Here is a 25,372-nt window from a genome sequence, read left to right as displayed (position 1 = left end):
GGTCCGATCCTTTCCGTTTCGGTTGTGGGGTTTCAGGACTGGGCCAGCGAGTTGTTCACCAGCTCCAGCACTTCCCGCGGGGTGCGCAGCTCGACAATTCGCTCGTCGGGAATCTGCACGCCGTAGTCCTGCGCGATGCGCGCCGCGGTCTCCATCAGGGCGAGCGAGTCGTAGCCGAGGTCGTCGAACTCGACGTCGGCGATGTCGCCGGAGAGGACGTCCTGCTCCGCCTCCCCCGCGCACTCGATCAGCACCCGGCGCAGGTCCTCTGTGGTCATCGTGGTCATGGTCGAATCCCCCTTGTGTTGTCAGACAGTCGCTTCGCGAACGACGACGGCCGCGTTGAATCCCCACTTGCCGCGGGCGAGCACGAGCGCGGACGACACCCGTCCGGCGCGCGGCACTCCCCGGACGAGGTCGATCCGGTAGCCCGAGGGCACATCCGTCGTGCCCGAGGTCGGCGGGACGACACCGTCCCGAATGGACAGCAGGGCGGCGGCGACGTCGACCGGGCCACCGCCGGAATAGAGCCTGCCGGTCAGCGTTTTCGGCGCGGTGACGGGCACCGCGCCCGCCCCGAACACCGCGCTGATCGCCTCGGCCTCGACGCGGTCGAGGTCGGCGACGCCCGCGGCGTCGGCGAACACGACGTCGATCTCGTCCGGCCGCATACCCGCGTCGGCCAGGGCAAGCTCGACGGCCCGCCGCAGCGCGGACGGCGCGCCGCTGCCCGGCGGCGGGTCGAACGTGGCCGCGTAGCCCGCGATCTCGCCGTAGACCTGGTGCGCGCCACGGGCTCTGGCCGCATCGGCGGCTTCGAGCACGAGGATCGCGCCGCCCTCGCCCGGCACATAGCCCTCGGCGGCGGAGTCGAACGGCAGGTACGCCCGCCGCGGGTCGGCCGAGCGGGACACCCGCCCGCTCGCGATCTGCGCCGCCCATGCCCACGGGTCCAGCGCCGAGTCGACGCCGCCGGTGACGACCATCGGCGTGCCGCGCGCGATCGTGCGGCGGGCGTGGCCGATCGCGTCGAGCCCGCCCGCCTGCTCGGCGACCAGCGCGCTGCTGGGCCCGCGCAGCTCGTTGCGGATGGAGATCTGGCCGGTGTTCACCGCGTAGAACCAGGCGAAGGACTCGTAGACGCTGACCGCTTTCGGCCCCTGCGACCACAGCTTCTTGAACTCGCGGTGGGTGAACTCGAACCCGCCGCAGGCGTTCGAGGTGACCACACCCATGTCGTAGTCGGCGAACGCGCCCGGCTCGATCTTGGCGTCCAGCAGCGCCCAGTCCGCCGCGACGAGCGCGAGCTGGGTGGAGATGTCGGTCTGCGGCAGCAGCCTGCTCGGCAGGTGGTCCGCCGCGCGGAAGTCGGGAATCTGCCCGGCGAGCCGCGCGGGATACCTGGAGACGTCGAAGCGGGTGATCCGCCCGATGCCGCCGCGCCCCTCAAGCACCGCCTCCCAGTACCGCTCCACGCCGAAACCGTTCGGGGCCAACAGCCCTATGCCGGTCACCACGGGACCACTCATCGCACTCCTCCTGTCGGGCGGCGCAGGATCATCGCGCTCTGGAAGCCGCCGAATCCGCTGCCGACGGTCAGCACCGTGTCCACCCGCTGCTCGCGGGCGGTCAGCGGCACGTAGTCGAGGTCGCATTCCGGGTCGGCCTCGTGCAGGTTCGCCGTCGGCGGCACCACCCCGTGCTCGATGGCCAGCGCCGACGCGGCGATCTCGATCGAGCCGATGGCGCCGAGCGAGTGCCCGACCATCGACTTGATGGAGCTGACCGGCGTGCGGTAGGCGTGCTCGCCGAGGCTGCGCTTGTACGCGGCGGTCTCGTGGCGGTCGTTCTGCCGGGTGCCGGAGCCGTGCGCGTTGATGTAGTCGACGGCGGTCGCGGCGGTCCGCGACTCGGCCAGCGCCACCCGGATCGCCTCGGCCATCTCGCGGCCGTCTGTTTTCAGCCCGGTCATGTGGTAGGCGTTGCAGCGCGTGGCGTAGCCGGAGATCTCCGCGTAGACGCGCGCGCCCCTGCGGCGGGCGCGGTCGTAGTCCTCCAGGACGAACATCGCCGCGCCCTCGGCGAGCACGAACCCGGTGCGCGTGCGGTCGAAGGGCCGCGAGGCGTGCTCGGGGTCGTCGTTGCGCGGGGTGGTGGCCTTGATCGCGTCGAAGCAGGACACCACGATCGGCGTGATCGGGGTGTCGGACGCCCCGGCGAGCATCACCTCGGCGCTGCCCTCGCGGATGAGCTGGCAGGCGTGCCCGACCGAGTCGAGCCCGGAGGTGCAGCCGTTGGAGACCATGGTGACCGGGCCCTGCGCCGCGACGGTCCAGGCCACCTCGGCGGGCATGACGCTCGGGACGAGGTAGTCGAACATGTGCGGCGAGAGGTTGGCCGGGTCGACCAGCCAGTCGCGGCCGCTGTCGGAGAGCACCAGGTACTCCTGTTCCAGGCTGGTCGCCGCCGCGACCGCGCTGCCCAGGCTCACCCCGACCCGGCTGGGGTCGACGGTGTCGAACTCCAGCCCGCTGTCGGCGACCGCTTCCCGCGCGCAGACGACCGCGAACTGCGACGCCCGGTCCATCCGGCGGATCTCCAATGGGGACAGTCCCTCGTGGACGGGGTCGAAGTCGGCCTCGGCGGCGACCTGCGACCGATAGGGGGACGGGTCGAAGAACGAGATCCTTCTGGTGGCGGAGGAACCGGAGGTCAGCAGGTTCCAGAACTCCTTGGTGCTGTTTCCGCCCGCCGTCCGCACGCCTATTCCGGTGATCACGACGCGGCGACTCACAAGGCACCGCCACCATGGTGCGAACCCGTTGGACGGAACATCACTGACCTCCTTGGCGAATGCGGGCACATGCCACGCGCGGCCTCTCGCATCGGGCAAGGCTGAAGACGCGGACTCGAACGGTGCTCGAACGCCGGTCGCGACCCGACGCGGTTCCGTCGAACCGGGTGCCCGCGGCCCTTCGAGCAGGCGTCGAGCGGCGTTCGACCGGCGCCCGACAGCGTTCGCCCGGCACCCACCCGCGAACTGCCGAGGAGCGAACCGAGATGGACCACCAGCCGAGCCCGACCCCATTGGTGTCGGCGGCCCGCGATGTCGCGGTCGCCGCGGCGGAGGCCGCGCCCGCGGCGGAGCGCGCCCGCCGACTCGACCCGGACGTGGTGAAGGCGGTCGTCGCCGCCGGGTTCGCCCGCCACTTCGTGCCCGTCGAGTGCGGCGGGAGCCTGGGCTCGTTCCTCGACCTGACCAGGGCCGTCAGCGCCCTCGGCGAGGGCTGCGCCGCGACGGCCTGGTGCGCGTCGCTGTCCGCGCACGTGTCCCGGATGGCCGCGCACCTGCCCGCCGAGGGGTACCGGGAGATCTGGGCGGACGGGCCGGACGTGCTCGTGGTCGGGTCGCTGACCCCGATGGGCACGGCCGAGCCGGTCCCGGGCGGCTACCGGCTCAGCGGTCAGTGGCCGTTCGTCAGCGCGATCGACCACGCCGAGTGGGCGCTGCTGGCCGCGAACGTGGCGCGCGAGCACGGGCCGGAGCCGCGCGTGTTCGCGGTCCCGCGTTCGGCGTGGCGCACGGTCGACACCTGGCACAACGTCGGGATGGCCGCCACCGGCAGCAACACGGTCATCGTCGAGGACGTCTTCGTGCCCGAGGCGCGCACGATGCGCCGCGACGACCTGTTCGCGGGCCGCGCGGTCGACTCGGCCGCCGCGTGCCACGCGCTGCCGATGCAGGCGACCACGCTGATGTTCGTCACCCCGGCGCTCGGCGCGGCCAAGGGCGCGTTCGCGGGCTGGGTCAAGCACATCACGCCCAAGATCGCCGCCGCGGCGAAGGTCACCGCGGCGCCGCTGCCCGGGATGCCGAGGTTCAACCGCACCTCGCACGACGTGACGCTGGCCCGCACCGCCGCCGAGATCGACGCCGCCGAGATGCTGCTCGAACGCGCGTCCGAGGTCGCCGATCTCGGCCGCGCGGTCACCCCCTATCTGACGATGCGGAACTGGCGGGACTGCGCGCAGGTCACCGACATGCTGATCACCGTGGTGAACCGGCTCTTCCGCGGCATGGGGACCACGGGCCAGACCACCGGCAACCCGGTGCAGCGCTTCTGGCGCGACGTGAACTCGCTGGCGGGGCACCAGGGCTTGCAGTTCGAGTCGGCGGCCACCGCGTACTCCCACGAGGTGATCGCGCTGTGAGCCGCCCAAACCATCCGACCACCGGGGGGAACACGATGACGCTGACCACGGACCGGGCGACCGAGGCGGACTGGGTCCTGTGCTCCGGCTGCCGAGCGGCGGTCTACGGCAAACGGATGGCCAGGAACCTGCACGTGTGCCCGGAATGCGGGCTGCACCGGCCGGTGTCGGCCCGCGAACGGCTCGAACAGCTCGCCGACGGCGGCCGGTACGAGCTGCTGTCCTTCGACGTGCGCAATCCCGACCCGCTGGAGTTCACCGACACCGTCGCCTACCCGGACCGGCTCGCCAAAGCCCAGGCGCGGACCGGGATGCGGGAGGCGGTGCTGTGCGCGCGGGCGTCCATAGAGGACTCACCGGCGATCATCGCGGTGCTGGATTTCCGCTTCCTCGGCGGCAGTCTCGGCGTCGCCGTCGGCGAGCTGATCACCCTGGCGATCGAGACCGCCATCGCCGAGCGCACGCCGCTGGTGCTGGTGACCTCGTCCGGCGGCGCGCGGATGCAGGAGGGCGCGCTCTCGCTGATGCAGATGGCGAAGACGAGCGCGGCGCTGGCCGAACTGGACAAGGCGGGCGTGCTGTCGGTCTCGGTCATCACCGACCCGACCTTCGGCGGGGTGGCGGCCTCGTTCGCGACGCTGGCCGACGTGCTCATCGCCGAGCCGGGCGCGCGGCTGGGGTTCGCGGGCCGCCGGGTGATCGAGCAGACCATCCACCAGGTGCTCCCGCCGGACTTCCAGACCGCGGAGTTCCTGCTGGCGCGCGGCTTCCTCGACATGATCGTGCCCAGGTCGCGGCTGCGCGCCGAGCTGGGCAAGCTGCTGCGCACCGGCACGGCCTGCCCCAAGGAAATCGACGTCGAGTCCGTCGAGTCCGTTGTGGTCACCGACCCGGAGCGGCTGCCGGAGAGCGACCCGTGGAGCCAGGTGGCCAAGGCGCGCGACCTGCGCAGGCCCACCGCGCTGGACTACCTCGGGCTCGCGTTCACCGATTTCCAGGAGCTGCACGGCGACCGGGTGTCCGGGGAGTGCCGGGCGCTGGTCGGCGGCCTGGCCCGGCTCGGCGGCAGGCCGGTGCTGGTGCTGGCCACGCAGAAGGGCCACACCCCGGCCGAATTGGTGCAGCGCGACTTCGGCATGGCATCGCCTGCGGGCTACCGCAAGTCGGCCCGGCTGATGCGGCTGGCCGACAAGCTCGGGCTGCCGATCGTGACGCTGGTGGACACCCCGGGCGCGTTCCCCGGCGCGGACGCCGAGGAGCGCGGGCAGGCGGTGGCCATCGCGGAGAACCTGCGGCTGATGGCGACGCTGTCGGTGCCGGTGGTCAGCGTGATCATCGGAGAGGGCGGCAGCGGCGGGGCGCTGGCGCTCGCGGTGGCGAACCGGGTGCTGATGTTCTCCGACAGCGTGTACTCGGTGATCAGCCCGGAGGGGTGCGCGGCGATCATCTGGAAGGACCCGGCCGCCGCCCCGCGCGCGGCGCAGGCGCTGCGGCTCAACTCCCGGGAGCTGCTGCGGCTGGGCGTGGCCGACGGGGTGCTGCCCGAGCCCCCCGGCGGGGTCGGCGCCGACCCGGTGCGCGCAGCGGACCTGCTCCGCGCCGCCGTGCTCGGCGAGCTCGGCCGGTTGTCCGCCCTGACCGGGTGCGAGCTGAGCGCGGACCGGCGGGCCCGCTTCCGCCAGTTCGGCGCGGCCATCACCGTCGAGGCCGAGCTGCTCGCCATCCGCGAACGCCGATCCGCCTGAGCTGAGGAATCCGTATGTTCCAGAAGATCCTGATCGCCAACCGGGGCGAGATCGCCGTCCGGGTCGCCCGGGCGTGCAAGCAGCTGGGCGTGCCGTCGGTCGCGGTGTATTCCACAGCGGACCGTGATTCCGCGGTGGTGCGACTAGCCGACGAGGCCGTCCACATCGGTCCCGCGCAGCCCGGCCGCAGCTACCTCAACGCGGCGGCGGTGCTGCAGGCCGCGGACCAGTGCGGCGCGGACGCGATCCACCCCGGCTACGGCTTCCTGTCCGAGTCGCCCGACTTCGCCGACGCCTGCGAGGCCGCGGGGGTCACCCTCATCGGCCCGCCCGCGGCGGTGCTCGCCGAACTGGGCGACAAGACCTCCGCGCGGGCGCTGATGACCCGCGCGGGCCTGCCGCTGCTGCCCGGCGGCGTCGACCCGCTCGACGTCGACGCGGCCGGGGACCTGGCCCGGCGCATCGGGTTCCCGGTGATCATCAAGGCGGCGGCCGGTGGCGGCGGGCGCGGCATGACCGTCGTGACCGACCCGGCCCGCTTCGCCGACGACTTCCGCCGGACCCAGGCCACCGCGCAGGTCCTCTTCGGCGACGGCCGGGTGTATGTGGAGAAGTACCTGAGCCAGACCCGGCACGTGGAGATCCAGGTGCTCTGCGACGGCCACGGCAACGCCGTCCACTTGGGCGAGCGGGACTGCACGGTGCAGCGCAGGCACCAGAAGCTCATCGAGGAAAGCCCCGCCCCGGCGCTGCCGGACGGCCTGGCCGAGCGGATGGGCCGCTCGGCGGTGGCGGGCGCGGTCGCGGCCGGGTACGTCGGGGTCGGCACCTTCGAGTTCCTGCTCGCCCCGGACGGCAGCTACTACTTCATGGAGGTCAACTGCCGCATCCAGGTCGAGCACCCGGTGACGGAGATGACGACCGGGATCGACTTGGTGGCCGAGCAGATCAAGGTCGCCGCGGGCGCGCGGCTCACCGTGACCCAGGAGGACATCCGGCCGCGCGGGGTGGCGATCGAGTGCCGCGTCAACGCCGAGGACCCGGCGAACGGGTTCGCCCCGACACCGGGGCTGGTCGACGAGTTCGTGCCCGCGGGCGGCCCGTTCGTCCGCGTGGACACCCACGTGTACCCGGGGTACGTGGTGCCCCCGAACTACGACTCGCTGCTGGCCAAGCTCGTGGTGTGGGCGCCGAACCGGGCCGAGGCCATCACCCGGATGCGGCACGCGCTCGCGGAGTTCCGGGTGCGCGGACCGCGATTGCGCACTACACAGGATTTTCTCGGCGATGTGCTCGCCCACCCGAAGTTCGCGGCGGCGGAGCACTCCACATCACTGGTCGAAGAACTGCTCGCATCCGGACCGGCCGCGCCGGACGGCGCCCGGTCACCTGGGAAGGCGCTGACATGAGACTCACGAAACGCGCGCTCACCGCGGCCGGGCTGGCCGTCGCGCTGGGCGCGGCGATCCCGCCCGCCACCTCGGCGGCGGACGGGCCGAGGACACCCAAGCCGTACCGGATCGTGTGGGACGACTTCTCCGCCGGGTTCTCCGCGACCGGCCCGGACGCGAAGTGGTCCTACCTGGCGATCGGCCCGTTCGTCGCCGACGACGGCCGGGTCTCGACCTCGCGCCGCGGGCTGCGGGTGGCCGCGCCCGGGGCGAACCCGCACACCGGGCAGCCCGCCTTCACCAAGACGCTGGGCCAGGCCGACCCCAGTGGCCTGCCCGGCGGGCTCGACCACGTCAAGTGGCTGGCCTACACCAACCACCAGGCCACCACCGGATTCGCGGGGTTCGACGCCGTTCCCGGGCAGGAGCTGTCCTGCTCGGCCACGATCTCCGGCCGGTCCTACGGCACCGCGGCGCACCCGTTCGGCGGGCAGGTCGCCGACCACGCCGACGACCTGCGGCTGGCCTCGGTCGGGATGCCGGTGCAGGACCCGGAGACCGACGTCGTCTTCGACTTCTTCGTCACCAACGAGCGGGTCTACGCCTTCTACGAGCGCCTGCCGCACCTGCGCACGCCCGACCACGACTACGCGGCCTTCCTCCACACGGTCCCGGTCGCGCGCCGCGTCCCCGGCCAGGAGCACGAGTTCACCATCGCCTACGACCGGGCCGCGGGCGTGGCCAGGTGGGTGCTCGACGGCCGCGAGGTCTTCCGGGTCGACAAGATCGGCCTGCGGCTGCCCGGCCGCGAGCACCTGATGCTCGACCACGGCGGAGTCGAGGAGCGGGTCGCGCCGCGCCAGCTCACCTGCGGGATGGGCATGTTCACGATCCTCGACGGCGCGCTGCCCGGCCGCTCTGGCACCGGCCTGGTGCGGCTGACCCCGGCGGCGAACCACTACTTCGACCCGCTCGCGGGCGCGCCGACGCCGCAGCGCTTCCTCGACGACGCGAGCCTGGCGTCGAACCGGCTGTTCGGGCAGGGCGCCGCGTTCACCATGTCGCGCATGGTCGTGTCGAGCCTGCCGAGCAGGCCATGACCCCCGGCGACCTGGTCGGCGGGTGGCGGCTGGTCTCCTACCACGACGTGGACGCCGACGGCGTGCCGAACACCGGCCCGCTGGGCGACGACCCCGACGGGCTGCTGCTCTACCACGCCAGCGGGCTCATGTCGGTGAGCATGATGCGCGCCGAGCCACACGGGTTCATGGGCTACGCGGGCACTTGGTCGCTGGCCGACGGAAAGGTGGCGCACGAGGTCGCGGTCAGCTCCCACCCGCACATGGTCGGCACGCGGCAGGTCCGCGACCTCGCGCTGGACGGGGACCGGCTCACCCTGAGCGGGGTGGCGCTGCTGCCCGGCGGTCCCCAGCGGCGGGTCCTGAGCTGGCGGCGGACAACCGAGAGAGGTCCGGCATGACGTACGCGTTCGACCCCGAGCTGGCCCCGTTCGCCCCGAGGATGGCGCCGATCGACTACGGCGACCCCGAGACGGCGCGGGCGACGCTGCGCGCGGTAATGGCAGGCCAGCCCGCCTACCAGCCGCGCGGGCCGGTCTCGGTCACCGACCGGGTGATTCCCGGGTCGGTGACCGTGCGGCTCTACCAGCCGGAGCGGCGCTACTGGCCGCTGCCCGCGCTCGTCTACCCGCACTGGGGCGGGTTCGTGACCGGCGACCTGGACACCGCGCGCACGTCATCGCTGCGGATCGCCGACCTGCTCGGCGTCCTGGTGGTCTCCCCGGACTACCGCCTCGCGCCGGAGCACCCGTTCCCGGCCGGGCTGGACGACTGCTACGCGGCACTGGAGTGGACCGTGGACAACGCCGCCGAGCTGGGCGTCGACCCCCGGCGCGTCGGCGTGGGCGGGCTCAGCGCGGGCGGCGGGCTGGCCGCGGCGCTGGCGCTGCTGGCCCGCGACCGCGGCGGGCCGCCGGTGCGCTTCCAGTGCCTGCTGTTCCCCGAGCTGGACGACCGCATGGAGACGGTGTCGGCGCGGGCGTTCGTGGACACGCCGATGCTCGACCGGGGCAACCTGGCGCTGAGCTGGAAGCACTACCTGCGCGGGTCCGGCGGGGCGGTGTCGCCGTACGCGGCGCCCGCGCGGGCGACCGACCTGAGTGGACTGCCACCCGCGTTCGTCACCGCGTGCGAGTTCGACCCGCTGCGCGACGAGGGCCTGTCCTATGCCCACCGGCTGATCCAGGCGGGCGTGCCGACCGAGGTGGCGCACTACCCCGGCACGTTCCACGCCTCGATCGGCGTCGCGCACGCCGCGGTGTCGCAACGCATGGTCGCCGACCAGCTCGACGTGCTGCGCAGGCGCCTGGTCGGCTGAGGAAAACCGCACGCCGGGCACTCCGGGGCCGCCCGAAGCGGACCCCGGCCGGGTCGTCCCCGGCCGGGGTCACCCCCAGGTTGGTCAGGCGACGGCGCGAGATGTGCCGTTGGGCTCCGCGCGCGCACGAAGCCCCCCGCGCGACGCGCCCGCCAACCGCCATTCCCGGTCACGGGCAGGCATTTCGGGCGCGGCAAGAGCCGTGCCCCGCCACCGGCGGAACACCGCGCCCGGCCGCCCGCGGTTCACCGCACCCGGCCCCTGCGGAGCAGGTGGGCGTGCTCGGCCACCCGCTTGCCCAGGTGCGCCGCGGTGAGCAGGTCGGACTTGTGGACCAGCTCCGGGCCCTCGTCGCCGTTGGACTGGGCGGTCGCGCCGAGCCAGACGCCGAGGCGGTTGAGGTCGTTCTCCGACGCGGTGCTGGTGTTCCAGCCGGGCATCAGGCCCAGGTTCACCCAGTGCATCCCGTGCTGGGCGGCGAGCAGCGTGAAGTAGTGCAGGGTGTGCAGCTTGTCCCCGCCCTTGGAGCCGGAGTTGGTGAACCCGGCGGCGATCTTGCCCGCCCAGGCCTGGGCCACCCACCGCTTGCTGGAGTCGTAGGCGAAGGTGTGGAACGCCGGGCTGGCCGCGCCCATGTAGGTCGGCGACCCGAAGATGATCGCCTCGGCCGCGTCCAGGACGTTCCACTGCTCGTCGGTGATCGTGTCCACCGCGATCACGACCGCTGCCGTGTCCGCGACTTCCGCCGCCCCGTCGCGCACCGCGTCCGCCATTCGGGCGGTATGCCCGAAACCACTGTGGTAAGCGACGGCGACCGTCACCGAATTGTCGGACATGCGTCCACCCCTCTCGTGCCGATTGTGTGCGGCGCGCGCCCGCCGAGCGTCCCGCGCGCCACTCCAGCGTGCCCTATCCGGGGGTGGATGCGGCCTATTCTTTCGAGCACTTCGACCTAGCCGAACGGTGAGTATTTCACCCTCGAACTCATCGCACTTAATGCGCGTCACCGCCCCGACCGCCGGGGTAGAATACCGCAGCGAGGGCACATCCCGGGGGGCCGGACGGTTCGGGAGTCGAGCCCGGCTCGGCGGGGGCCGAGCGTGGGACGTGCCGCTCCAAACCAGGGGGAAATAGATGATCCATAATATGCAGTTCAAGGTGCTCGGGCGAATCGAGATATCACATGGCCACGACACTTCAGTCTTCGTGAAGAAATCGAAGACCGGCCAGGTGCTCGCGCTTCTGCTGGCGCGCAACAACGAGACGGTGGGGGTCGACACCCTCATCGAGGAACTCTGGGGGGACCGGGTTCCGCGCAGCGCGCTCACCACTCTGCAGACCTACGTCTACCACGCGCGGAAAATGTTCGCCCGCAGCCTGCACGTGCCGTGCGCGGAGTCGCTGCTGGTCACCAGACCGCCCGGGTACCTGATCTCGGTTCCCGACGACGCGGTGGACGCCAATGTCTTCGAGTGCCTGGTCAAGCAGGGGATCGCGGGCTTGTCCGCGGGGAACGCCGAGCTGGCCGCCGACCGGTTGACCGAGGCGCTGACGCTGTGGCAGGGCCCGCCCTTCGCGGGGATGCCGGTCGGGGACGTGCTCGACGCGCACGTCACCTATCTGCACGAATTGCGGCTTTCGGCGATCACGCACCACGTCGAGGCCAACAAGCGCCTCGGCCGCTACCAGGTGCTGGTTCCCGAGTTGCGCTCGCTGGTCGCGGCCAACCCGCTCAACGAGGGGTTCCACTCGCAGCTCATCGAGGTGCTGCACAAGTGCGGCAGGCGCGCGGAGGCGTTGCAGGCGTACCAGCGGCTCTGGCGCGTCCTCGACGCGGAACTGGGCGTGGCGCCCGCCCCCGAGGTGCAGCGCCTGCACCACGAGGTGCTGGCGCACGGCAGGAGCGTGCGGACGCCGAATCCGGTCTAGCCGAATCCCGTCTAGCGCGAGCCGGACGGATTCCCGGGGGGCACAGCACTAGATCGCCACCGTCCATCGAGTTGTCCTCGGTGGACGGTGGCGATTCCCCCTGGGTGGAAGGCTTAAGCGGCGGGTGCCAAGACGAACAGCGGCTCGTCGTACTCGGCGGGCTCGCCGTCGGCTTTGAGCACCTCGGTGACGGTCCCTGCGGTGTCCGCCTCGACCGGGATCATCAGCTTCATGACCTCGATGATGGCCACCTGGTCCCCCGCGGCGACCGTGTCGCCGACGGAGACGAACGGCTTGGCCCCCGGCTCGGGCGCGACGTGGAAGACGCCGACGGCAGGGGAGCGCACCTCGTGGCCTGCCCGCCGGGCAGCGGCCGCGCCGTTCTCGGCGTGGCCGTTCGCCGCCGCCAGACCGGTGTCGGCCACCAGCGGCTCGGCCGCGACGGCGCGGGCCACGCCCGGCCACCGGGCCTCCACGGTGACGCCCGCGGCCTGGATGCGCAGCGAACTGGGCGGGCTGTGGAACTCCCGCAGCAGTTCCAGGGCGTTCTCCCGGACCACGCCGAGCGCGTGGGAGACCGCGACGAGATCGGTTTCCGCACCGCCCTCGGCGTCAACCGGTTGCTGGTTCATCGCCGGTTTGTCGTTCGTCGCCGGTTTGTCGTTCGTCGCCGGTTTGTCGTTCATCGCCGGTTTGTCGTTCATCGCCGGTTTGTCGTTCATCGTGGTGCCTCCCCGTGGCCTCAGTAGTTCCCGAGTCCGCCGCAGACGTTGAGCGCCTGGGCGGTCACCGCGTCGGCGCCGTCGCTGACCAGGTAGCGGACCATCGCGGCCACCTCGCGGGGCTCCACATAGCGGCCGATCGGGACCCGGGCGGTGATGCGGGCGTGCGCCTCGGCCTCGTCAACTCCCCAGATCCGCCCGTAGTGCTCGCGCACCCGCTCGGCCATCGGCGTCTCCACGAACCCGGGGCAGACCGCGTTGACGGTGATCCCGGTTTTGGCGAGTTCGAGGCCGAGCGCCTTGGTGAAGCCGACGACGCCGTGCTTGGACGCCGAGTACGGCGCCGCGTGCACGACGCCCTGCTTGCCGCCGGTCGAGGCGATGTTGATGATGCGGCCGCTGGTCTTCGCGCTCATGCCGCCGAGGGTGAGCACCCGCTTGGTGACCAGGAAGACGCTGTTCAGGTTGGTGTTGATCACCTCGTGCCACAGGTCGTCGTCGATCTCGGCGGTCGCGCCGCCGCCAGGGCGGCCCGCGTTGTTGACCAGGATGTCGATCGGGCCGAACCGGTCCACGCAGGCCAGCACCAGGCTCTCGACGTCGGCCACCGACACCACGTCGCAGGCCTGCCCGTCGACGTCCAGTCCGGCGCGCTGGAGTTCTTTCACGGTGGCCGCGACCGCGTTCGCGTCGCGTGCGCAGAGGAACACCTGGTGCCCGTCCAGCGCGAGGCTCCGCGCGATTTCCAGTCCCATTCCGCTGGTGGCTCCTGTGACAAGCGCTACGCGTTGGGTGTCCGCCATGACTGCTCCATTTCCCCCGGCCTTGTGCCTGTGGCGACCGAAACTAAGCGGGCCCGCTCGAACCGCGGTCGAACCGCCCGCGCGGCCACCCGGCCCGGTTCGACCGAGCTTCGAGGCCGCTGCGCCACGGTGGGTCCAACGGCTTTCGCTCGGAAAGGGCCTCATCATGACGACGACCACCGGAATCCGCACTGACCTGTATGTCGAAGTGCAGCAGTACTACGCGCGGCAGATGCGGCTGCTCGACTCGCGTGACCTGGCCGCGTACGCGGACACCTTCACCGAGGACGCGGTGTTCGCGCACAGCGCCGACCGGGAGCCCGCGCGCACCAGGGCGGGCATTCTCCAGGACCTGGTGGAGTTCCACCGGCGGTTCGAGACCGACCCGATGCGGCGCAGGCACCACTTCACCATGCTCGACGTGGTGTTCTGCGACGGCGACGAGATCCACACGGTGTTCTACGCGCTGGTCGTCATCACCCGGCCGGGCGCCCGATCCGAGATCAGGGCGAGTTGCGTGGTGACCGACGTCCTGGTGCGCGAGAATGGCGAACTGCGCAACAAGTCGCGGATCGTGGAGATCGATACCTGAGCCGGGCGGCCGTTCGGCTAGGGAGATCTGCTCCAACAGGGGATGTTCGCGCACCCGGTCGAACAGAACACTCATAAGGGACATTTCTCCGCGCTGTTCCGACCATGGAGGTAGCTGTGTCCCGACGTCACCTGCTCACGGCCCGCGTTCCCGCGCCCGTCGCCGACGCCGCGCTCCTGCTCCTGCGACTGGTGGCCGCCGTGGTGTTCATCGCGCACGGGTGGGACGCGCTGGGCGCCGGGGGCATGGCGGCCGTTGTCGAGGAGCAGCGGGCGGCGGGCATCCCGCTGCCGGAACTCGCCGCCCCGTTCACCATTCTCACCGAGATCATCGGCGGGGTCCTGCTCGCGCTGGGCGTCCTGACCCGGCTGTGGGCCGCCGCGTTCGCCCTGATCATGCTCGGGGCCTGGGTCTTCGTCCACGCGCCGCACGGCATCTTCGTGCAGAACGGCGGGTTCGAACTGGTCATGGTGCTCGCCGCCGTCTCGGTCACGCTCGTGGTCACCGGACCGGGCCGCTACAGCGGTGACCACCTCATCGCCGGGCGGGCGGACGCGGTGCCCGAACCCAGCGCGGGCCGTCGCTGAGGACCCGGGGGAAACCATGCGCGACAACGCGTCCGATCCGGAGAAACCGCATTCCCGGCGGGCGGTGCTGCTGGGCATGGGACTGGGGCTGACCGCGCTCGGCTGCACCGCGCCCGAGCAGGCAGGCCCCGGGCCGAGCGGCCCGGACGGGCCGTCCACCCGGCCCGGCTGCGTGCTCACCCCGGAGGGCACCGAGGGGCCGTACTACCTGGACACGGACCTCCACCGCGCCGACATCACCGACGGCAGGCCCGGGGTGCCGCTGCGGCTGCGGATCACGCTGGTCGCCGCTGCCTCCTGCGGGCCGATCCACGGCGGCGCGGTCGACATCTGGCACGCGGACGCGGGCGGGCGGTACTCCGGTTTCGAGAACGACCGCGACAGCCGGTTCCTGCGCGGCGTGCAGGTCACCGACGCGGCGGGCGCGGTCGAGTTCACCACGATCGTGCCCGGCTGGTACGACAACCGGACCGCGCACATCCACGTCAAGGCGTTCGTCGGCGGCCGGGAGACACACACCGGGCAGCTCTATTTCAGCGAGGACGTGATTTCCGCGGTCACCCGCGTCCGCCCTTATTCCGACCGAACCGATCCCCGCACCGACAACGCGAACGACTTCCTGTTCGGCCGGTCGGGCGACAACTCGATTCTCACGGTGACCGCAACGGCGGCGTCGGGCTACCTGGCCCAGATCACCCTGGGTGTGCGTGTCTGACGCACCCGCGCCAGATGCCGCCATCGACCGCCTGGGATATCTGCCCTAGATGGCGTGCTGGCCGGGGCGGGTGTCGCCGGGCAGGCGGACGAGGGAGACCCGCGCGGGCAGGCCCGCGGCCCTGGCCACGGCGGCGGCCTCGCCGCGGGAGGTGACCTCGAGCTTGCTGAGGATGTTGGCGACGTGGAACTTCACCGTGTGCTCGCTGATGTGCAGGTGCGCCGCGATCTGGCGGTTGCGGCGGCCCTGGCTGAGCTGTTCCAGCACGTCGATTTCCCGGGGGTTGAGCGAGCTCAGCGGGTTCGCGTCGGGCACTTCCGGCGGGGTCAGCGGGAGGCTGGCGGTGACGGTGGTCCCCCAGTCCGGCGGCGAGTCGAACTCCAGGGCGCCGTTGAGGGCGCGGAGCCGGTCGCTGAGGCGGAGCACGGGCAGCGCGTCGGCGGCCAGGGTGCCCGCGCCGTTGTCGCGGACGCTGACCCGCAGCCGGGTGTCCTCCACGTTCCAGGTGACTCTGATCCGGCTGACGCCGCCCTGTTCGAGCATGATGACCACCGCGTCGCGGACGGTGGCGCGGGCGGCGTTGGCGACGTCGGCGGGCAGCGACCGCTGGGCGGCCTCGGGGCCGGTGAGGTCGAGCGCGACGTCGCTGTAGCGGGTGAGCAGGCCCAGGGTGTCCGCCAGCCGGGCGAACGCCTCGCCTGCGGTCTCCTCGCTGGTGGCGCGGTCCTGGTCCAGGGCGGAGCGCAACTCGATGAGGGCGGAGACCGCCACCTCGATCGCGGTGCGGCGCGCCGCGGCGTCGTCCAGGCTCTTCGAGCGCAGCGTGACCAGCAATGTGGTCAGCGTCGTGGCGTGCGCGTCGGTGAGTTCGGCGACGGCCTTGCTCCGCGCGCTGGCCGCCGCCCAGTTCTCGGCCATGTGGACCGGCACCGCCTCGGTGAGCAGGTCCACCACGTGCAGGGTCGCGAGATCCCAGAGCTGCTGCGCGACCTCCTGCTCGGCGCGCGTCGGGGCAACCCCGTCCTCGGGAAGCACCGCGAGCAGCGCCCCCGCCGACCCGGACGGCGCCGAGGCCACAGCCAGCACCGGCCGGGCCGTCCCACCCACCACGGCCTCGCCGTACCACGGGCGGCCGACGTCGACGAGCCGGGCGAGCGAGGCCATCTCCGAACTCGTGGCCTCGACAGCGCCGTGGCTCATCAACGGCGACCGCGCGCAGTCCCCGGTCAGCATCGCCACCGCCCGGTGGGCGACCACATCGGCCAGGATCTCCGAGAACCGCTCCAGCGTCTCGGAGAGCGGCGCGGCCATCAAAGTGGTGGTCGCGCGGAGAGTGTGCCAAGGGTCTGCCCAGTCAGCCAGTGCCATAAGCCCAGGGTATGGCGTCGCCGGACAGCCCACAGTCACTCTTTCGGCTAGGTCCGCCTAGCCGTTCAGAGCAGGTCCGCCGCCGCGGTGCCCTCCTCGATCCCCTGCCCGACATCCCACTTCTCCACGATCCGCCCCTCTGCGATCCGCCAGATGTCCACCGACACCGCGCTCGGCGCACCGGCGGCGAGCCGGATCAGGGAGTAGGTCCACACGAAGTCGCCTTCCGCGACCGCTTTCCTGATCTCCAGCGAGAACTCCGGAAACCGATCGGCGACCTGCTCCCGAAAGCTGTCGACGGTGCGCATGGGCCCCACCCCGGCGCCGCGATGGTGATTGTGAAAACCCTCGGCGAGGAACGTCACCGCCCGGTCGAAGTCCTTCGCGTCGTAGAACGCCGCGCAGAAGTCCGCGACAAGCCTCTTGTTCGCGGACAGCAGGTCACTGGTTTCCGTCATGCGCTCCCCCGGTGTCCTCATCGGCGTCCGACCACAGCATCATCGCGCACCCCCGGACACAGCGCCGGTAGTCCGAGCGGTTTCACCCGCCTGTTCCGCCCCTCCTGGCCCAACCCCGCGGGCTCCATCCGGACGCGTAGACCTCGCGAGGTCAGCCGATCGGGTCGGGTTCCGGCCGCGACCGGCCTGGACGGGTGGTTGGACGCCCATCATCAGGAGGAAAGACCTGGCCGCTGGTGCACTCCACCGCATAGGCGGTGTCGTGTGCTTGCCCGCCGGGACACTCCACATCGAGGGAGCACAAAATGCCTATTCCACAAGAACACTCAGGTTCCTCGACGACCATGCCGCCACCGAGACAGCGCGCCCGGGGACGGAGGTTGATCAGAGTCGCGGGCGCGGGCGCGGCCGCCGCGGGCCTGTTGCTGGCAGGCACACCAGTCGCGTCCGCGCACGACACCTCAATCGACGTCATCCGCTGCGGATACCAGTGGCAAGCCCGATGTGGCTACGGCGGAGTGACCGACAACCACACCCGCGTCTACTCGTGCGACACCTTCAGCGACGGCATCGGCGTCCGCACCGAGTATCTGCTCCGCAATGGGGGCTCGGGCTACGTGGACGACGCGAATGGAAGCGCCTCCGGATGCAGCGCCATCTTCCCCGGAACGTCGTCGAACCCGATCACCGATTTCCGAGTCTGCCAGAAGTCGAATGTCTGGTACTGCGTCGGCTGGCGCCCCGCCTGACATCAAATGCCAGACGAGCCCGTCCGCGATGGCCTCCGCTCGCCATCCAGTGATCGTTCCTCCGGCCACCCTCGCGATCGGTTCCGCTGACATGGGTGCGTTCTGTCCTGGCGCCGACGACGCGGATGTGGCACGGTCGTCGGCGCGCGGGTGTCGGTGTCCGACGCGAGCGCCGTGAGGCACCAGCGAGCACGGGGGCACGGCAGGTGGGCACGATTTTCGTCAGCTACCGAAGACACGACCCGTACGCGCTCGCCGTGGCCGGGCTCGTCGCGCGGCTCGCGCAGCGGTTCGGGCCGGACCGGGTGTTTGTGGACACCGGCCTCACTCCGGGCGAGCGGTACCCCGACGAGTTGAAGGCGGCGCTGGCCGCGAGCGACGTGGTGGTCGCGGTGATCCACGACGGCTGGGTCGCGGACTTCGCCGTCGAGCGGCGGATGGACTGGGTGGCCTACGAGCTGTCGACAGCGCTGAGCACGGGGAAAACGGTGATCCCGGTCTTGCTGGGGCAGGCCCGGCAGCCCGAGTACCACCAGGTGCCGCCGGAAATCGCCGAGGTCACGCTGCGGCAGTCCATCCTGCTGCGGCAGGCCGACTACGAAGCCGGTCTGGCCAGGCTGACCGCCTCGATCGAGAAGACTCCCGCCGCGCCCGAGGTGGCCGTCGCGGTCGCGGACCCCGCGGGCGACCAGCCCGCCCGGCCGCGCCTGGTGCTCGCGCTGCAGGCGACCGGCTGGGGCGCGGTGTTCACGTTGTTCCCCCTGCTGCTCGCGTTCGAGCTGGACTGGCCGGTGTGGCAGAAGCTGCTCACCACGGCTTATGTCCTGACGCTGGTGACGGCAGCCCTCGCCGTCTGCGTCGTCCTGGTGGCCGTGCTGCGGCCCTGGCTGGACGCGGTGACCAGGCGATGGCAGGAACAGGCGTTACGGGCGAGCCTGAAGGACATGTGGCCGCTCTACGCCCTGTACCTGCTGGTGGTGGCGGTCGTCTGGATGGGGCTTCCGCTGCTCGACGCGGCGTGGCTGGGGACCGAGATGAAGGTCTTGGTCAGCGGGGCCGTCGCGATCGCCTTCGCCCGCCTGGTCCAGCGCCAGGTGAGCCAGGTGTCGCGAGTGGACACCCAGTGGCCGCCGCCGGTCTCCCCGGACCCGCTCACGTTCCGCAGGGCCGCCGTCCGATCGCGGGAACTGCTCGCCGAGGGCCACTTGGCGGCCAGGGACTTCGCCCGGCACCGCCAAGCCGAGTCGGTTTACCTGGCCCTGTCGGAAGTGCGGGCCGAGCTGCGGGAGCGCGCCGCCCGCCGGTGGCGGCGCTGGCTCGCCATGGGGCACCGGCGCGATCCCTTTCCGCCCGCTCTCGTCGGCACCCTCGGGGCCGTCGTCGGCCTGACGGTCGCCGGTCTGGCGGTCAGGCTGTCGCTTGGCGACACGCCCCCGCGCGTGGTCGCGATCGGGATGGCGCTCATCGGGGCCGCGCTGGTGGCGGCGGCGGTCGGCCTCGCGGTGAGCTTCCGCGCCGAGCGCCGCGGCGTGCTGCGCCTGGTCGACGAGCTGGGCGAGTGGGAGGACGTGCTCCGCCCCTTGGTTTACCCACACGGTCCGGTGAATCCGCCCGAACGGCAGCCGTAGCCGTCCACTTTGTCACTGGATGACTAAAGTGGACGCGAGACCCACGGATAGGCCGAATGGCGTAGGTAGGTGTCTCTAGGTACTTCTCCCGATGATTCCACCGCGGACGTGCGGCATGTTGGCGCACCAAGCACGGGCATTCGGGCGGAAGGACGCCGCTATGGCGAAAAGGTCAACGACGACCTCGCGTCGAGCAAGGACATGGCGACGCTGGGTAGGCATCGGATCGATCAGCGCGTTCGCCATAGTGGCCGGGACCGGGTTGGCCGCGGCCGACGAGGGCGCCGTCCGCTACGCCGATTCGGAGCGGGCGATCAGCGGGTCCTACATCGTGGTGCTCAAGGACGGGGTGTCGGCGGCGGCGACCACGGACGCGCAGGCTCGCGCGTACAGCGCCACGGTGCGGTACCGGTACGGCTCCGTCGTGCGCGGCTACTCCGCCACGATGGGCGAGCGGCAGGCCAGGCGGCTGGCCGCGGACCCCCGGGTGGCCTATGTGGAGCAGGACCAGACGGTGAGCCTGCTGGACACGCAGACGAACCCGCCCTCCTGGGGACTCGACCGGGTCGACCAGCGCGACCTGTCGCTCAACAGCGCCTACACCTATCTGGCGACCGCGGCCACGGTGAACGCCTATGTCATCGACACCGGCATCCGCACGACGCACAGCGATTTCGGCGGCCGGGCGGTGTGGGGCACGAACACCACCGGCGACGGCAACAACAGCGACTGCCACGGCCACGGCACCCACGTCGCGGGCACGATCGGCGGGACGGCGCACGGGGTCGCCAAGGGGGTGCGGCTCACCGCGGTGAAGGTCCTGGGCTGCAACGGCTCTGGCACCAACTCCGCTGTCATCGCCGGGATCGACTGGGTCACCGCGAACGCCGTTCGGCCCGCGGTGGCCAACATGAGCCTCGGCGGCAACGCCTCGGCCGCCATCGACGACGCGGTCAAGCGGTCCATCACCGCGGGCATCACCTATGCCGTGGCCTCCGGCAACAACGCGACCGACGCCTGCGGCCAGTCCCCGGCCCGGCTCGGTGGCGCGAACGGCCCCACGCTCACGGTGAACGCCTCGACCAAGACCGACGGCAAGGCGTCGTTCTCCAACTACGGCCGCTGCACCGACCTGTTCGCGCCCGGCTCCGACATCACCTCGGCCGGGAAGGACTCGGACACCGCGACCAGGAGCCTGTCCGGCACGTCGATGGCCGCGCCGCATGTGGCCGGAGCCGCCGCTCTCTACCTGGCGGGCAACCCGACCGCCACCCCGCAGCAGGTGAAGAGCGGCATCGTCGGCAACGCGTCGAGCGCCAAGATCACCAGCGTCTCCGGCGACACGCCGAACCGCCTGCTCTACACCGGTCAGGGCGCCCAGCAGCCGCCCCAGCCCAGCCCGACTCCCACCCCGACCCCGACACCCGCGCCCGCGCCGCCGTGGTGGTGCCAGTGGTGGTGCTGGCGGTAAAGACCGCCCCGCACGAGAAGCCTGCCATGAGGTCCGCGGGCGCGCGAGAGCCGCCCGCGGACCTCATGGCCGTTTCGCCGGTCGTGGTGGGACCAGGACCCTCGGAAGGTACGGCCCGGGGTGCCGGAACAGCCAGACCGACGACCGGCACACGATTTCCTTGTACCCGGCGGCGATTCGGCCGCGCAGGATCATCCACTGAGGACTCTCGTCGGCCCCGTCGACGAACTGGATCACGCCTGCCCGCCTGCCGAGGCTGAGGCACTGGTGGAAGTAGCGGAACCGGAACGGGCGCGGGACCCCGCCCGCCAGCCGGGTGGCGATCGCGTCGGCGACATACGGTCCGGTGAACCCGCCCGAGCGGCAGCCGTAGGCGATCTCCGCGCCCCACGGCCCCGGCACCGCGGCGGCGTCGCCGATCGCGTGCACCTCGGGGTGCGAGACCGAGCGCAGGGTCTGGTCCACCAGGACGCGGCCGCGGCCGTTCACCGCGAGGCCCGCCTCGCGCGCCAGCGGCGGCACCGTGAATCCCCCGGTCCACAGGACGAGGTCGGCGGGCACCCGGACGCCGTCGGCCAGCGCGACGGCGTCCGGCTCGACGCGGGACACCTCGGCGCCCGCGGTGACCGCGACGCCCATCCGGTCGAGCCTGCGCCGCAGGTAGCGGGCCGCGCGGGGCGACAGCCAGCCGCCGGGTTCGCCCCTGGTGAGCAGGCGGACGGCCAGCCCCGGGTAGGACTCGGCCAGTTCGGCGGCGAGTTCGACCCCGGTCGGCCCGCCGCCGCAGACGGCCGCGACCCCGCCGCGGTCGGCGAGCGCGCTCAGCCGCCCGGCCAGCCGCCGCGCCTCGGCGGGACCCGACAGCACCGCCGCGTGCTCGGCCACCCCGGGCACGCCGTCCACCTCGGTCACGCTGCCCAGGCCATAGACGAGCGTGTCGTACCCGATCTCCTGGTCCCCCACCCGCACGGCCCGCGCCGCCAGGTCGACGCCGGTGACCCGGCCGACCACCACCCGCGCCCCGGAACCGGCCAGCACCTCGGCCAGCGGCAACGCCGCGACGGCCTGTCCCGCCGCGACCTGGTGCAGCCGAATCCGCTCCACGAACTCCGGACGCGCGTCGACCAGCGTCACCGACGCCCCACCCGGGCAGATCCGCCGCGCCAGCCGCTTCGCCGCGACCAGCCCGGCGTAGCCCGCGCCCAGCACGACCACTCGATGTCCGTTCCGCATGTGTCCTCCCTCGTCGTCACCCAACGGACGAGACACGGCGCGGGACTGTGACAGCTGCGGCGCGACACCGCGACAGGCTCAGCAGGTGAAGAAGTTCCACCGCCGTCGGGACTCGACTCTCCGGTCGCGCGGGCCGCCCGGCCGCGGGACGAGCGGGGTCAGCGCGGGATCTCCGTCGCACCAGTGATCACCCGAGTGATGATCGCGTTACCCCGGTCATCCACGGCACGATATTTCGGTGGCCTGCTCGGCTGTGCTCGCTAAAGTCCCGGGTATGGAGCCGTTCGCGCCCAGGTATGGGACCGGGTCGCTCGCCGAGGTCGTGCCGTCGCTGCTGGCCGGGCTGGGGGTGCCGGGCATGGCCGACGTGCTCGGGGTGGCGGGCCCGGCGCGGGTGTGCCTGCTGCTGGTGGACGGGTTGGGGTGGCGACTGCTGCGCGAACACCGCGCCGACGCCCCGTTCCTGACCTCGCTGGCGGACGACAGCGAGCCGATCACCGCCGGATTCCCCGCGACCACGGCCACCAGCATCGCCGCCATCGGGACAGGTGCGGCAACCGGCGAGCACGGCCTGGTCGGCTACTCCTTCGCCGCCGGACCCGACGGGCTGCTCAACGCCCTGCGGTGGCACCGCCATGGCGTCGCCGAGCAGGTCGACCTGCGGTCGGTGCTGGTTCCCGAGCAGGTCCAACCGCGGCCGACCGTCTTCGAGCGGGCCGCCGACGCCGGGGTGCTGGTGCGCCTGGTCGTGCCGCACGAGCAGCAGGGCAGCGGCCTGTCCCGGGCGGTCCTGCGCGGCGGCGAGTTCCACGGCGTGCACGCGCTCGGCGATCTCGTCAGCCGCACCGCGGACGCGCTGCGCGAGGGGGACCGGGTGTTCTGCTACGCCTACCACGCCGACCTGGACGCGCTCGGCCACCTCTATGGACCGGGAAGCGACCCGTGGCGCCGTCAACTGGCCTTTGTGGACACTCTGGCCGCCGCGATCGCCACCAGCCTGCCCGCTGGCGCCGCGCTCGTGGTCACCGCCGACCACGGCATGGTCCACGTGCCCGACACCGACCGCGTCGACCTGGACCGCGACCCCCGCTTCCAAGACGGCGTGCGCCTACTCGGCGGCGAGGCCCGCGTCCGCCACGTCTACACCGTCGCGGGCGCCCTGGACGACGTGCGCGCCACCTGGACCGAGACACTCGGCGACCGAGCCTGGATCGCGTCGAGGGACGAGGCCATCGCCGCCGGGTGGTTCGGCCCCCGCGTCGCCGAGCACGTCCGCCCCCGGATCGGAGACCTCGTCGTCGCCGCCCGGGACCGGCTCGCCCTGGTCCGCACCGCGGCCGAACCCGGCCTGAGCACCTTCCTCGGCCACCACGGGTCACTCACCGAGGAAGAACAACTCATCCCCCTGCTCATCGCACGCCACACCGGTTGACCGCCACCGCGCACGAGGTCGGTGACCACCGGAAACACGTCTGAAGCGGCCCGTTGGCTGGCCGTCCACGAGACCGACACCGCGGCTCATGGTCCCCAGAGAAGGGGCGTCTCAGTCCGCGGCCGTCGCGGGGACCAGGGCGCGGGCCCTGCGTCGGCGGATCAGGACCTCGACCACGACGAGGTTCACCATCCAGCCGAGCGTCTGTCCGATCGGGATCAGCTCCTGGACCGCTGCCGCGCGGTCGGTCGAGGGGTCGATGGCCAGGTGGATGAGCAGGAGGATGGGCACGATGGCGCGGGAGGTCACCGCCAGGAAGGTGAGGGCGTAGTTCCGCGCCATCCACGAACGGTGCGCCTCGACGTCGCCGCCGCGGATGGCGCGCACCGCCAGCCAGCCGGTCACCAGCCGGCCGACGGCGGGCGGGATCAGCCCCAGCTGGGTTATCGGGTTCCCGGACAGCACCGCGACGGGCACCGCGGTGACGGCGGGAATGAACTGGAGCGGGCCGAGCACCGCGGCAACGCAGGCGGTGAAGACGTGCGCCACCAGCACGCCGTAGTGGAAGCCGCCGCGAACGTCGAGGCGGCTGCCCTCGACGTCCAGCAGCAGGTACGGGCTGATCAGCACACCGCCGACCACCGTGGCGACGGCGAACAGCAGTTAGCCCCGACCGGCACCCTGCTCGGCCAGACCACCGACGAAATCCTCGCCCGGGGCGCGGGCGGCATGTGCCTCCCGCTCGCGGTGATCGCGGCGACGACCCTCCTGGTGATGTGCGCGGTCCGGTGTCTGCGCGCCCGACTGCGCGCCAGAACCTGGCTCGCCCTGCTGCGGGTGTGCGCCCCGATCGCCGCCGGGTCGGGAGTCGTCCTGGTCGCCGCCGCCGTGGCGGTCGCGGTCGACCCGGCGCCGTTCCGGGACTACCCGGGCGTGCCGGGCATGGGTTTCTCGGCGGGCGTGCTGTTGCTGGTTTTCGCCTGGCGCCAAGCGGTGACGCGATCCGGGCTGCCGGACCGCGTGGCGGGTGCCGCCGTCGCGGAATGGGTGATCACGTTCGCCCTGGTGAGCATCGGCCTGTTCTGGGCGGTCAGCGACTACTCGGGCGCGGGCGGCGTGCGCCGGGCGTTCGAGGTCGAGGCGCGGGTGCCCGCGATGCCGGACGCGCTGCTGTTCAGCGAGCGAAGCCTCGCCATCCCCGACGTCCGCGAGGTCGAGTGCGGACGGCCCGATTCCGCCTACCGCTACCGGTACGACGGGCTCAAACTCCTGCTCCAGTCCGGAAACCAGTACGTGCTCCTGCCGCCACCTGGACGTCGGCCGACGGTGCCGCGATCGTGCTGCCCCGCACCGACCAGGTCCGCATCCAGTTCGCCCCGGCGGGCGCCGGGTCCGGGGACTGCTAGGGGGTTTCCGCGCGCACGGGGTGACCGCTCATGATCGAGACGCGGTTGAACGCGTTCATCGTGATGACCGCCCAGACCACAGTGGACAGTTGGGCGTCGGTGAGGACCGCGCGGGCCGCGGTGTAGTCGTGGGCCAGGGCCTCGGGGTCCGGCAGCGTCGTCACCGACTCGGCGAGGCGCAGGGCGGCCCGCTCGGTCGGTGAGAACAGCTCGGTGGCGCGCCAGGCCGACAGCACGGCCAGCCTGCGCTGGGTCTCGCCCGCGCTCATGGCGGCCTGGGTGTGCAGGTCGAGGCAGTAGGCGCAGCCGTTGAGCTGGGAGACGCGCAGGTTGACCAACTCCATCAGCCGCCGGTCCAGCCCGGCTTCCCGCGCCGCCGTCCGCACGGCCTTGGCCACGTCCCGCAGCGCCTGGTAGGCGTGCGGAGCCTGCTTGTCGAGGTACACGACATCCCGACCGGCCGTCATCGCCGCCCCCTTCGTCCCCACTCGCCTTGACAAGGAAATGATGACACAACAACAATCGCTGCGGCCG

At 72.0% G+C, this 25,372-nt stretch carries 26 protein-coding genes; 15 read left to right on the top strand and 11 right to left on the bottom strand.

All coding sequences use genetic code 11. From position 1 onward, the window contains the following. Positions 1-32 precede the first annotated feature (32 nt). The 3 genes from BLS56_RS16695 to BLS56_RS16685 are packed head-to-tail and all read right to left on the bottom strand — an operon-like array spanning position 33 to position 2,794. On the bottom strand, positions 33-278 hold the full coding sequence (locus tag BLS56_RS16695; protein ID WP_228771697.1) for an acyl carrier protein: 246 nt from the start codon (positions 276-278) through the stop codon (positions 33-35). A 30-nt stretch (positions 279-308) separates the two neighbouring features. Further along, positions 309-1,529, bottom strand: coding sequence for a ketosynthase chain-length factor (locus tag BLS56_RS16690; RefSeq protein WP_091451475.1), 1,221 nt, complete (start codon positions 1,527-1,529; stop codon positions 309-311). After that, positions 1,526-2,794: a beta-ketoacyl-[acyl-carrier-protein] synthase family protein gene (locus tag BLS56_RS16685; protein ID WP_175482876.1), complete on the bottom strand. Its 1,269-nt coding sequence runs from the start codon at positions 2,792-2,794 to the stop codon at positions 1,526-1,528. The genes BLS56_RS16690 and BLS56_RS16685 overlap by 4 nt, the downstream gene beginning before the upstream one ends. A 266-nt stretch (positions 2,795-3,060) precedes the next feature. On the opposite strand from BLS56_RS16685, the gene BLS56_RS16680 reads away from it, so the two are divergent. From BLS56_RS16680 to BLS56_RS16655, 6 genes are read left to right on the top strand one after another with little or no spacing between them, the layout of a single operon-like run. Continuing rightward, complete coding sequence (locus BLS56_RS16680; RefSeq protein WP_091451472.1) at positions 3,061-4,212, top strand: acyl-CoA dehydrogenase family protein; 1,152 nt, start codon at positions 3,061-3,063, stop codon at positions 4,210-4,212. A gap of 35 nt (positions 4,213-4,247) precedes the next feature. Next, positions 4,248-5,957 (top strand): acetyl-CoA carboxylase, carboxyltransferase subunit beta, encoded by a 1,710-nt coding sequence (gene accD / locus BLS56_RS16675; protein ID WP_091451469.1) that lies wholly within the window; start codon positions 4,248-4,250, stop codon positions 5,955-5,957. 14 nt (positions 5,958-5,971) lie between these two features. Next, positions 5,972-7,366 carry an acetyl-CoA carboxylase biotin carboxylase subunit gene (locus tag BLS56_RS16670; protein ID WP_091451467.1) on the top strand — a complete coding sequence of 465 codons (1,395 nt, stop codon included), beginning with the start codon at positions 5,972-5,974 and terminating at the stop codon, positions 7,364-7,366. After that, complete coding sequence (locus BLS56_RS16665; protein ID WP_091451464.1) at positions 7,363-8,448, top strand: DUF6081 family protein; 1,086 nt, start codon at positions 7,363-7,365, stop codon at positions 8,446-8,448. The genes BLS56_RS16670 and BLS56_RS16665 overlap by 4 nt, the downstream gene beginning before the upstream one ends. Then, positions 8,445-8,828: a lipocalin-like domain-containing protein gene (locus BLS56_RS16660; protein WP_091451461.1), complete on the top strand. Its 384-nt coding sequence runs from the start codon at positions 8,445-8,447 to the stop codon at positions 8,826-8,828. The genes BLS56_RS16665 and BLS56_RS16660 overlap by 4 nt, the downstream gene beginning before the upstream one ends. Then, a complete protein-coding gene (locus BLS56_RS16655) occupies positions 8,825-9,745 on the top strand; it encodes an alpha/beta hydrolase (RefSeq protein ID WP_091451458.1) in 921 nt (306 codons plus the stop codon). Before BLS56_RS16660 ends, BLS56_RS16655 begins: the two co-directional genes overlap by 4 nt. A 245-nt stretch (positions 9,746-9,990) precedes the next feature. Here BLS56_RS16655 and BLS56_RS16650 read toward each other — a convergent pair whose 3' ends face one another. After that, positions 9,991-10,581 (bottom strand): flavodoxin family protein, encoded by a 591-nt coding sequence (locus BLS56_RS16650; protein WP_091451455.1) that lies wholly within the window; start codon positions 10,579-10,581, stop codon positions 9,991-9,993. Between the two features lie 370 nt (positions 10,582-10,951). Between BLS56_RS16650 and BLS56_RS16645 the strand changes: the two genes are divergently transcribed. Continuing rightward, positions 10,952-11,674, top strand: a complete 723-nt coding sequence (locus BLS56_RS16645) for an AfsR/SARP family transcriptional regulator (RefSeq protein WP_228771696.1) — start codon at positions 10,952-10,954, stop codon at positions 11,672-11,674. A 113-nt stretch (positions 11,675-11,787) separates the two neighbouring features. On the opposite strand, the gene BLS56_RS31450 is transcribed toward BLS56_RS16645, so the two are convergent. Together BLS56_RS31450 and BLS56_RS16635 are read right to left on the bottom strand one after the other, a co-directional pair. Then, entirely contained in the window at positions 11,788-12,396 is a 609-nt protein-coding gene (locus BLS56_RS31450) for an acetyl-CoA carboxylase biotin carboxyl carrier protein (RefSeq protein WP_091451451.1), read from the bottom strand. Between the two features lie 20 nt (positions 12,397-12,416). Next, positions 12,417-13,199 carry an SDR family NAD(P)-dependent oxidoreductase gene (locus BLS56_RS16635; protein WP_091451448.1) on the bottom strand — a complete coding sequence of 261 codons (783 nt, stop codon included), beginning with the start codon at positions 13,197-13,199 and terminating at the stop codon, positions 12,417-12,419. Positions 13,200-13,365: 166 nt separating this feature from the next. On the opposite strand from BLS56_RS16635, the gene BLS56_RS16630 reads away from it, so the two are divergent. From BLS56_RS16630 to BLS56_RS16620, 3 genes are all read left to right on the top strand, one after another. After that, on the top strand, positions 13,366-13,791 hold the full coding sequence (locus BLS56_RS16630) for a nuclear transport factor 2 family protein (protein ID WP_091451447.1): 426 nt from the start codon (positions 13,366-13,368) through the stop codon (positions 13,789-13,791). A 116-nt stretch (positions 13,792-13,907) separates the two neighbouring features. Then, a complete protein-coding gene (locus BLS56_RS16625) occupies positions 13,908-14,378 on the top strand; it encodes a DoxX family protein (protein ID WP_228771695.1) in 471 nt (156 codons plus the stop codon). A 16-nt stretch (positions 14,379-14,394) separates the two neighbouring features. Next, the gene (locus tag BLS56_RS16620; RefSeq protein ID WP_091451442.1) at positions 14,395-15,093 is read left to right on the top strand and encodes an intradiol ring-cleavage dioxygenase; all 699 of its coding nucleotides are present in this window, start codon (positions 14,395-14,397) and stop codon (positions 15,091-15,093) included. 45 nt (positions 15,094-15,138) lie between these two features. On the opposite strand, the gene BLS56_RS16615 is transcribed toward BLS56_RS16620, so the two are convergent. Continuing rightward, positions 15,139-16,461 carry a helix-turn-helix transcriptional regulator gene (locus BLS56_RS16615; RefSeq protein WP_091451440.1) on the bottom strand — a complete coding sequence of 441 codons (1,323 nt, stop codon included), beginning with the start codon at positions 16,459-16,461 and terminating at the stop codon, positions 15,139-15,141. Between the two features lie 65 nt (positions 16,462-16,526). After that, the gene (locus tag BLS56_RS16610; protein WP_175482875.1) at positions 16,527-16,919 is read right to left on the bottom strand and encodes a nuclear transport factor 2 family protein; all 393 of its coding nucleotides are present in this window, start codon (positions 16,917-16,919) and stop codon (positions 16,527-16,529) included. Between the two features lie 380 nt (positions 16,920-17,299). Here BLS56_RS16610 and BLS56_RS16605 point away from each other — a divergent pair, with 380 nt between their 5' ends. The 3 genes from BLS56_RS16605 (at position 17,300) to BLS56_RS16595 (ending at position 20,767) form a co-directional block, all read left to right on the top strand. Next, positions 17,300-17,668 (top strand): hypothetical protein, encoded by a 369-nt coding sequence (locus BLS56_RS16605; RefSeq protein ID WP_091451434.1) that lies wholly within the window; start codon positions 17,300-17,302, stop codon positions 17,666-17,668. 206 nt (positions 17,669-17,874) lie between these two features. Continuing rightward, on the top strand, positions 17,875-19,296 hold the full coding sequence (locus BLS56_RS16600; protein WP_175482874.1) for a toll/interleukin-1 receptor domain-containing protein: 1,422 nt from the start codon (positions 17,875-17,877) through the stop codon (positions 19,294-19,296). Between the two features lie 247 nt (positions 19,297-19,543). Continuing rightward, positions 19,544-20,767, top strand: coding sequence for a S8 family peptidase (locus tag BLS56_RS16595; protein WP_228771694.1), 1,224 nt, complete (start codon positions 19,544-19,546; stop codon positions 20,765-20,767). A 63-nt stretch (positions 20,768-20,830) separates the two neighbouring features. On the opposite strand, the gene BLS56_RS16590 is transcribed toward BLS56_RS16595, so the two are convergent. After that, entirely contained in the window at positions 20,831-22,000 is a 1,170-nt protein-coding gene (locus BLS56_RS16590; RefSeq protein WP_091451428.1) for an NAD(P)/FAD-dependent oxidoreductase, read from the bottom strand. A 274-nt stretch (positions 22,001-22,274) separates the two neighbouring features. Here BLS56_RS16590 and BLS56_RS16585 point away from each other — a divergent pair, with 274 nt between their 5' ends. Then, positions 22,275-23,432 (top strand): alkaline phosphatase family protein, encoded by a 1,158-nt coding sequence (locus BLS56_RS16585; RefSeq protein WP_091451426.1) that lies wholly within the window; start codon positions 22,275-22,277, stop codon positions 23,430-23,432. Between the two features lie 111 nt (positions 23,433-23,543). On the opposite strand, the gene BLS56_RS16580 is transcribed toward BLS56_RS16585, so the two are convergent. Next, positions 23,544-24,062, bottom strand: a complete 519-nt coding sequence (locus BLS56_RS16580) for a DUF2306 domain-containing protein (protein ID WP_228771693.1) — start codon at positions 24,060-24,062, stop codon at positions 23,544-23,546. Between BLS56_RS16580 and BLS56_RS16575 the strand changes: the two genes are divergently transcribed. Continuing rightward, positions 23,994-24,872 (top strand): hypothetical protein, encoded by an 879-nt coding sequence (locus tag BLS56_RS16575; RefSeq protein WP_139190751.1) that lies wholly within the window; start codon positions 23,994-23,996, stop codon positions 24,870-24,872. The two genes, BLS56_RS16580 and BLS56_RS16575, sit on opposite strands and share 69 nt — an antisense overlap. On the opposite strand, the gene BLS56_RS16570 is transcribed toward BLS56_RS16575, so the two are convergent. After that, on the bottom strand, positions 24,835-25,305 hold the full coding sequence (locus BLS56_RS16570; protein ID WP_091451419.1) for a carboxymuconolactone decarboxylase family protein: 471 nt from the start codon (positions 25,303-25,305) through the stop codon (positions 24,835-24,837). The two genes, BLS56_RS16575 and BLS56_RS16570, sit on opposite strands and share 38 nt — an antisense overlap. Between the last annotated feature and the right edge of the window lie 67 nt (positions 25,306-25,372).

Origin of the sequence: Actinokineospora iranica, from assembly GCF_900101685.1 — a bacterium.
Classification (GTDB): Bacteria; Actinomycetota; Actinomycetes; order Mycobacteriales; family Pseudonocardiaceae; genus Actinokineospora; species Actinokineospora iranica.
The sequence above is the reverse complement of the archived record's forward strand: the minus strand, read 5'-3'. Positions and strand labels throughout refer to the sequence as shown.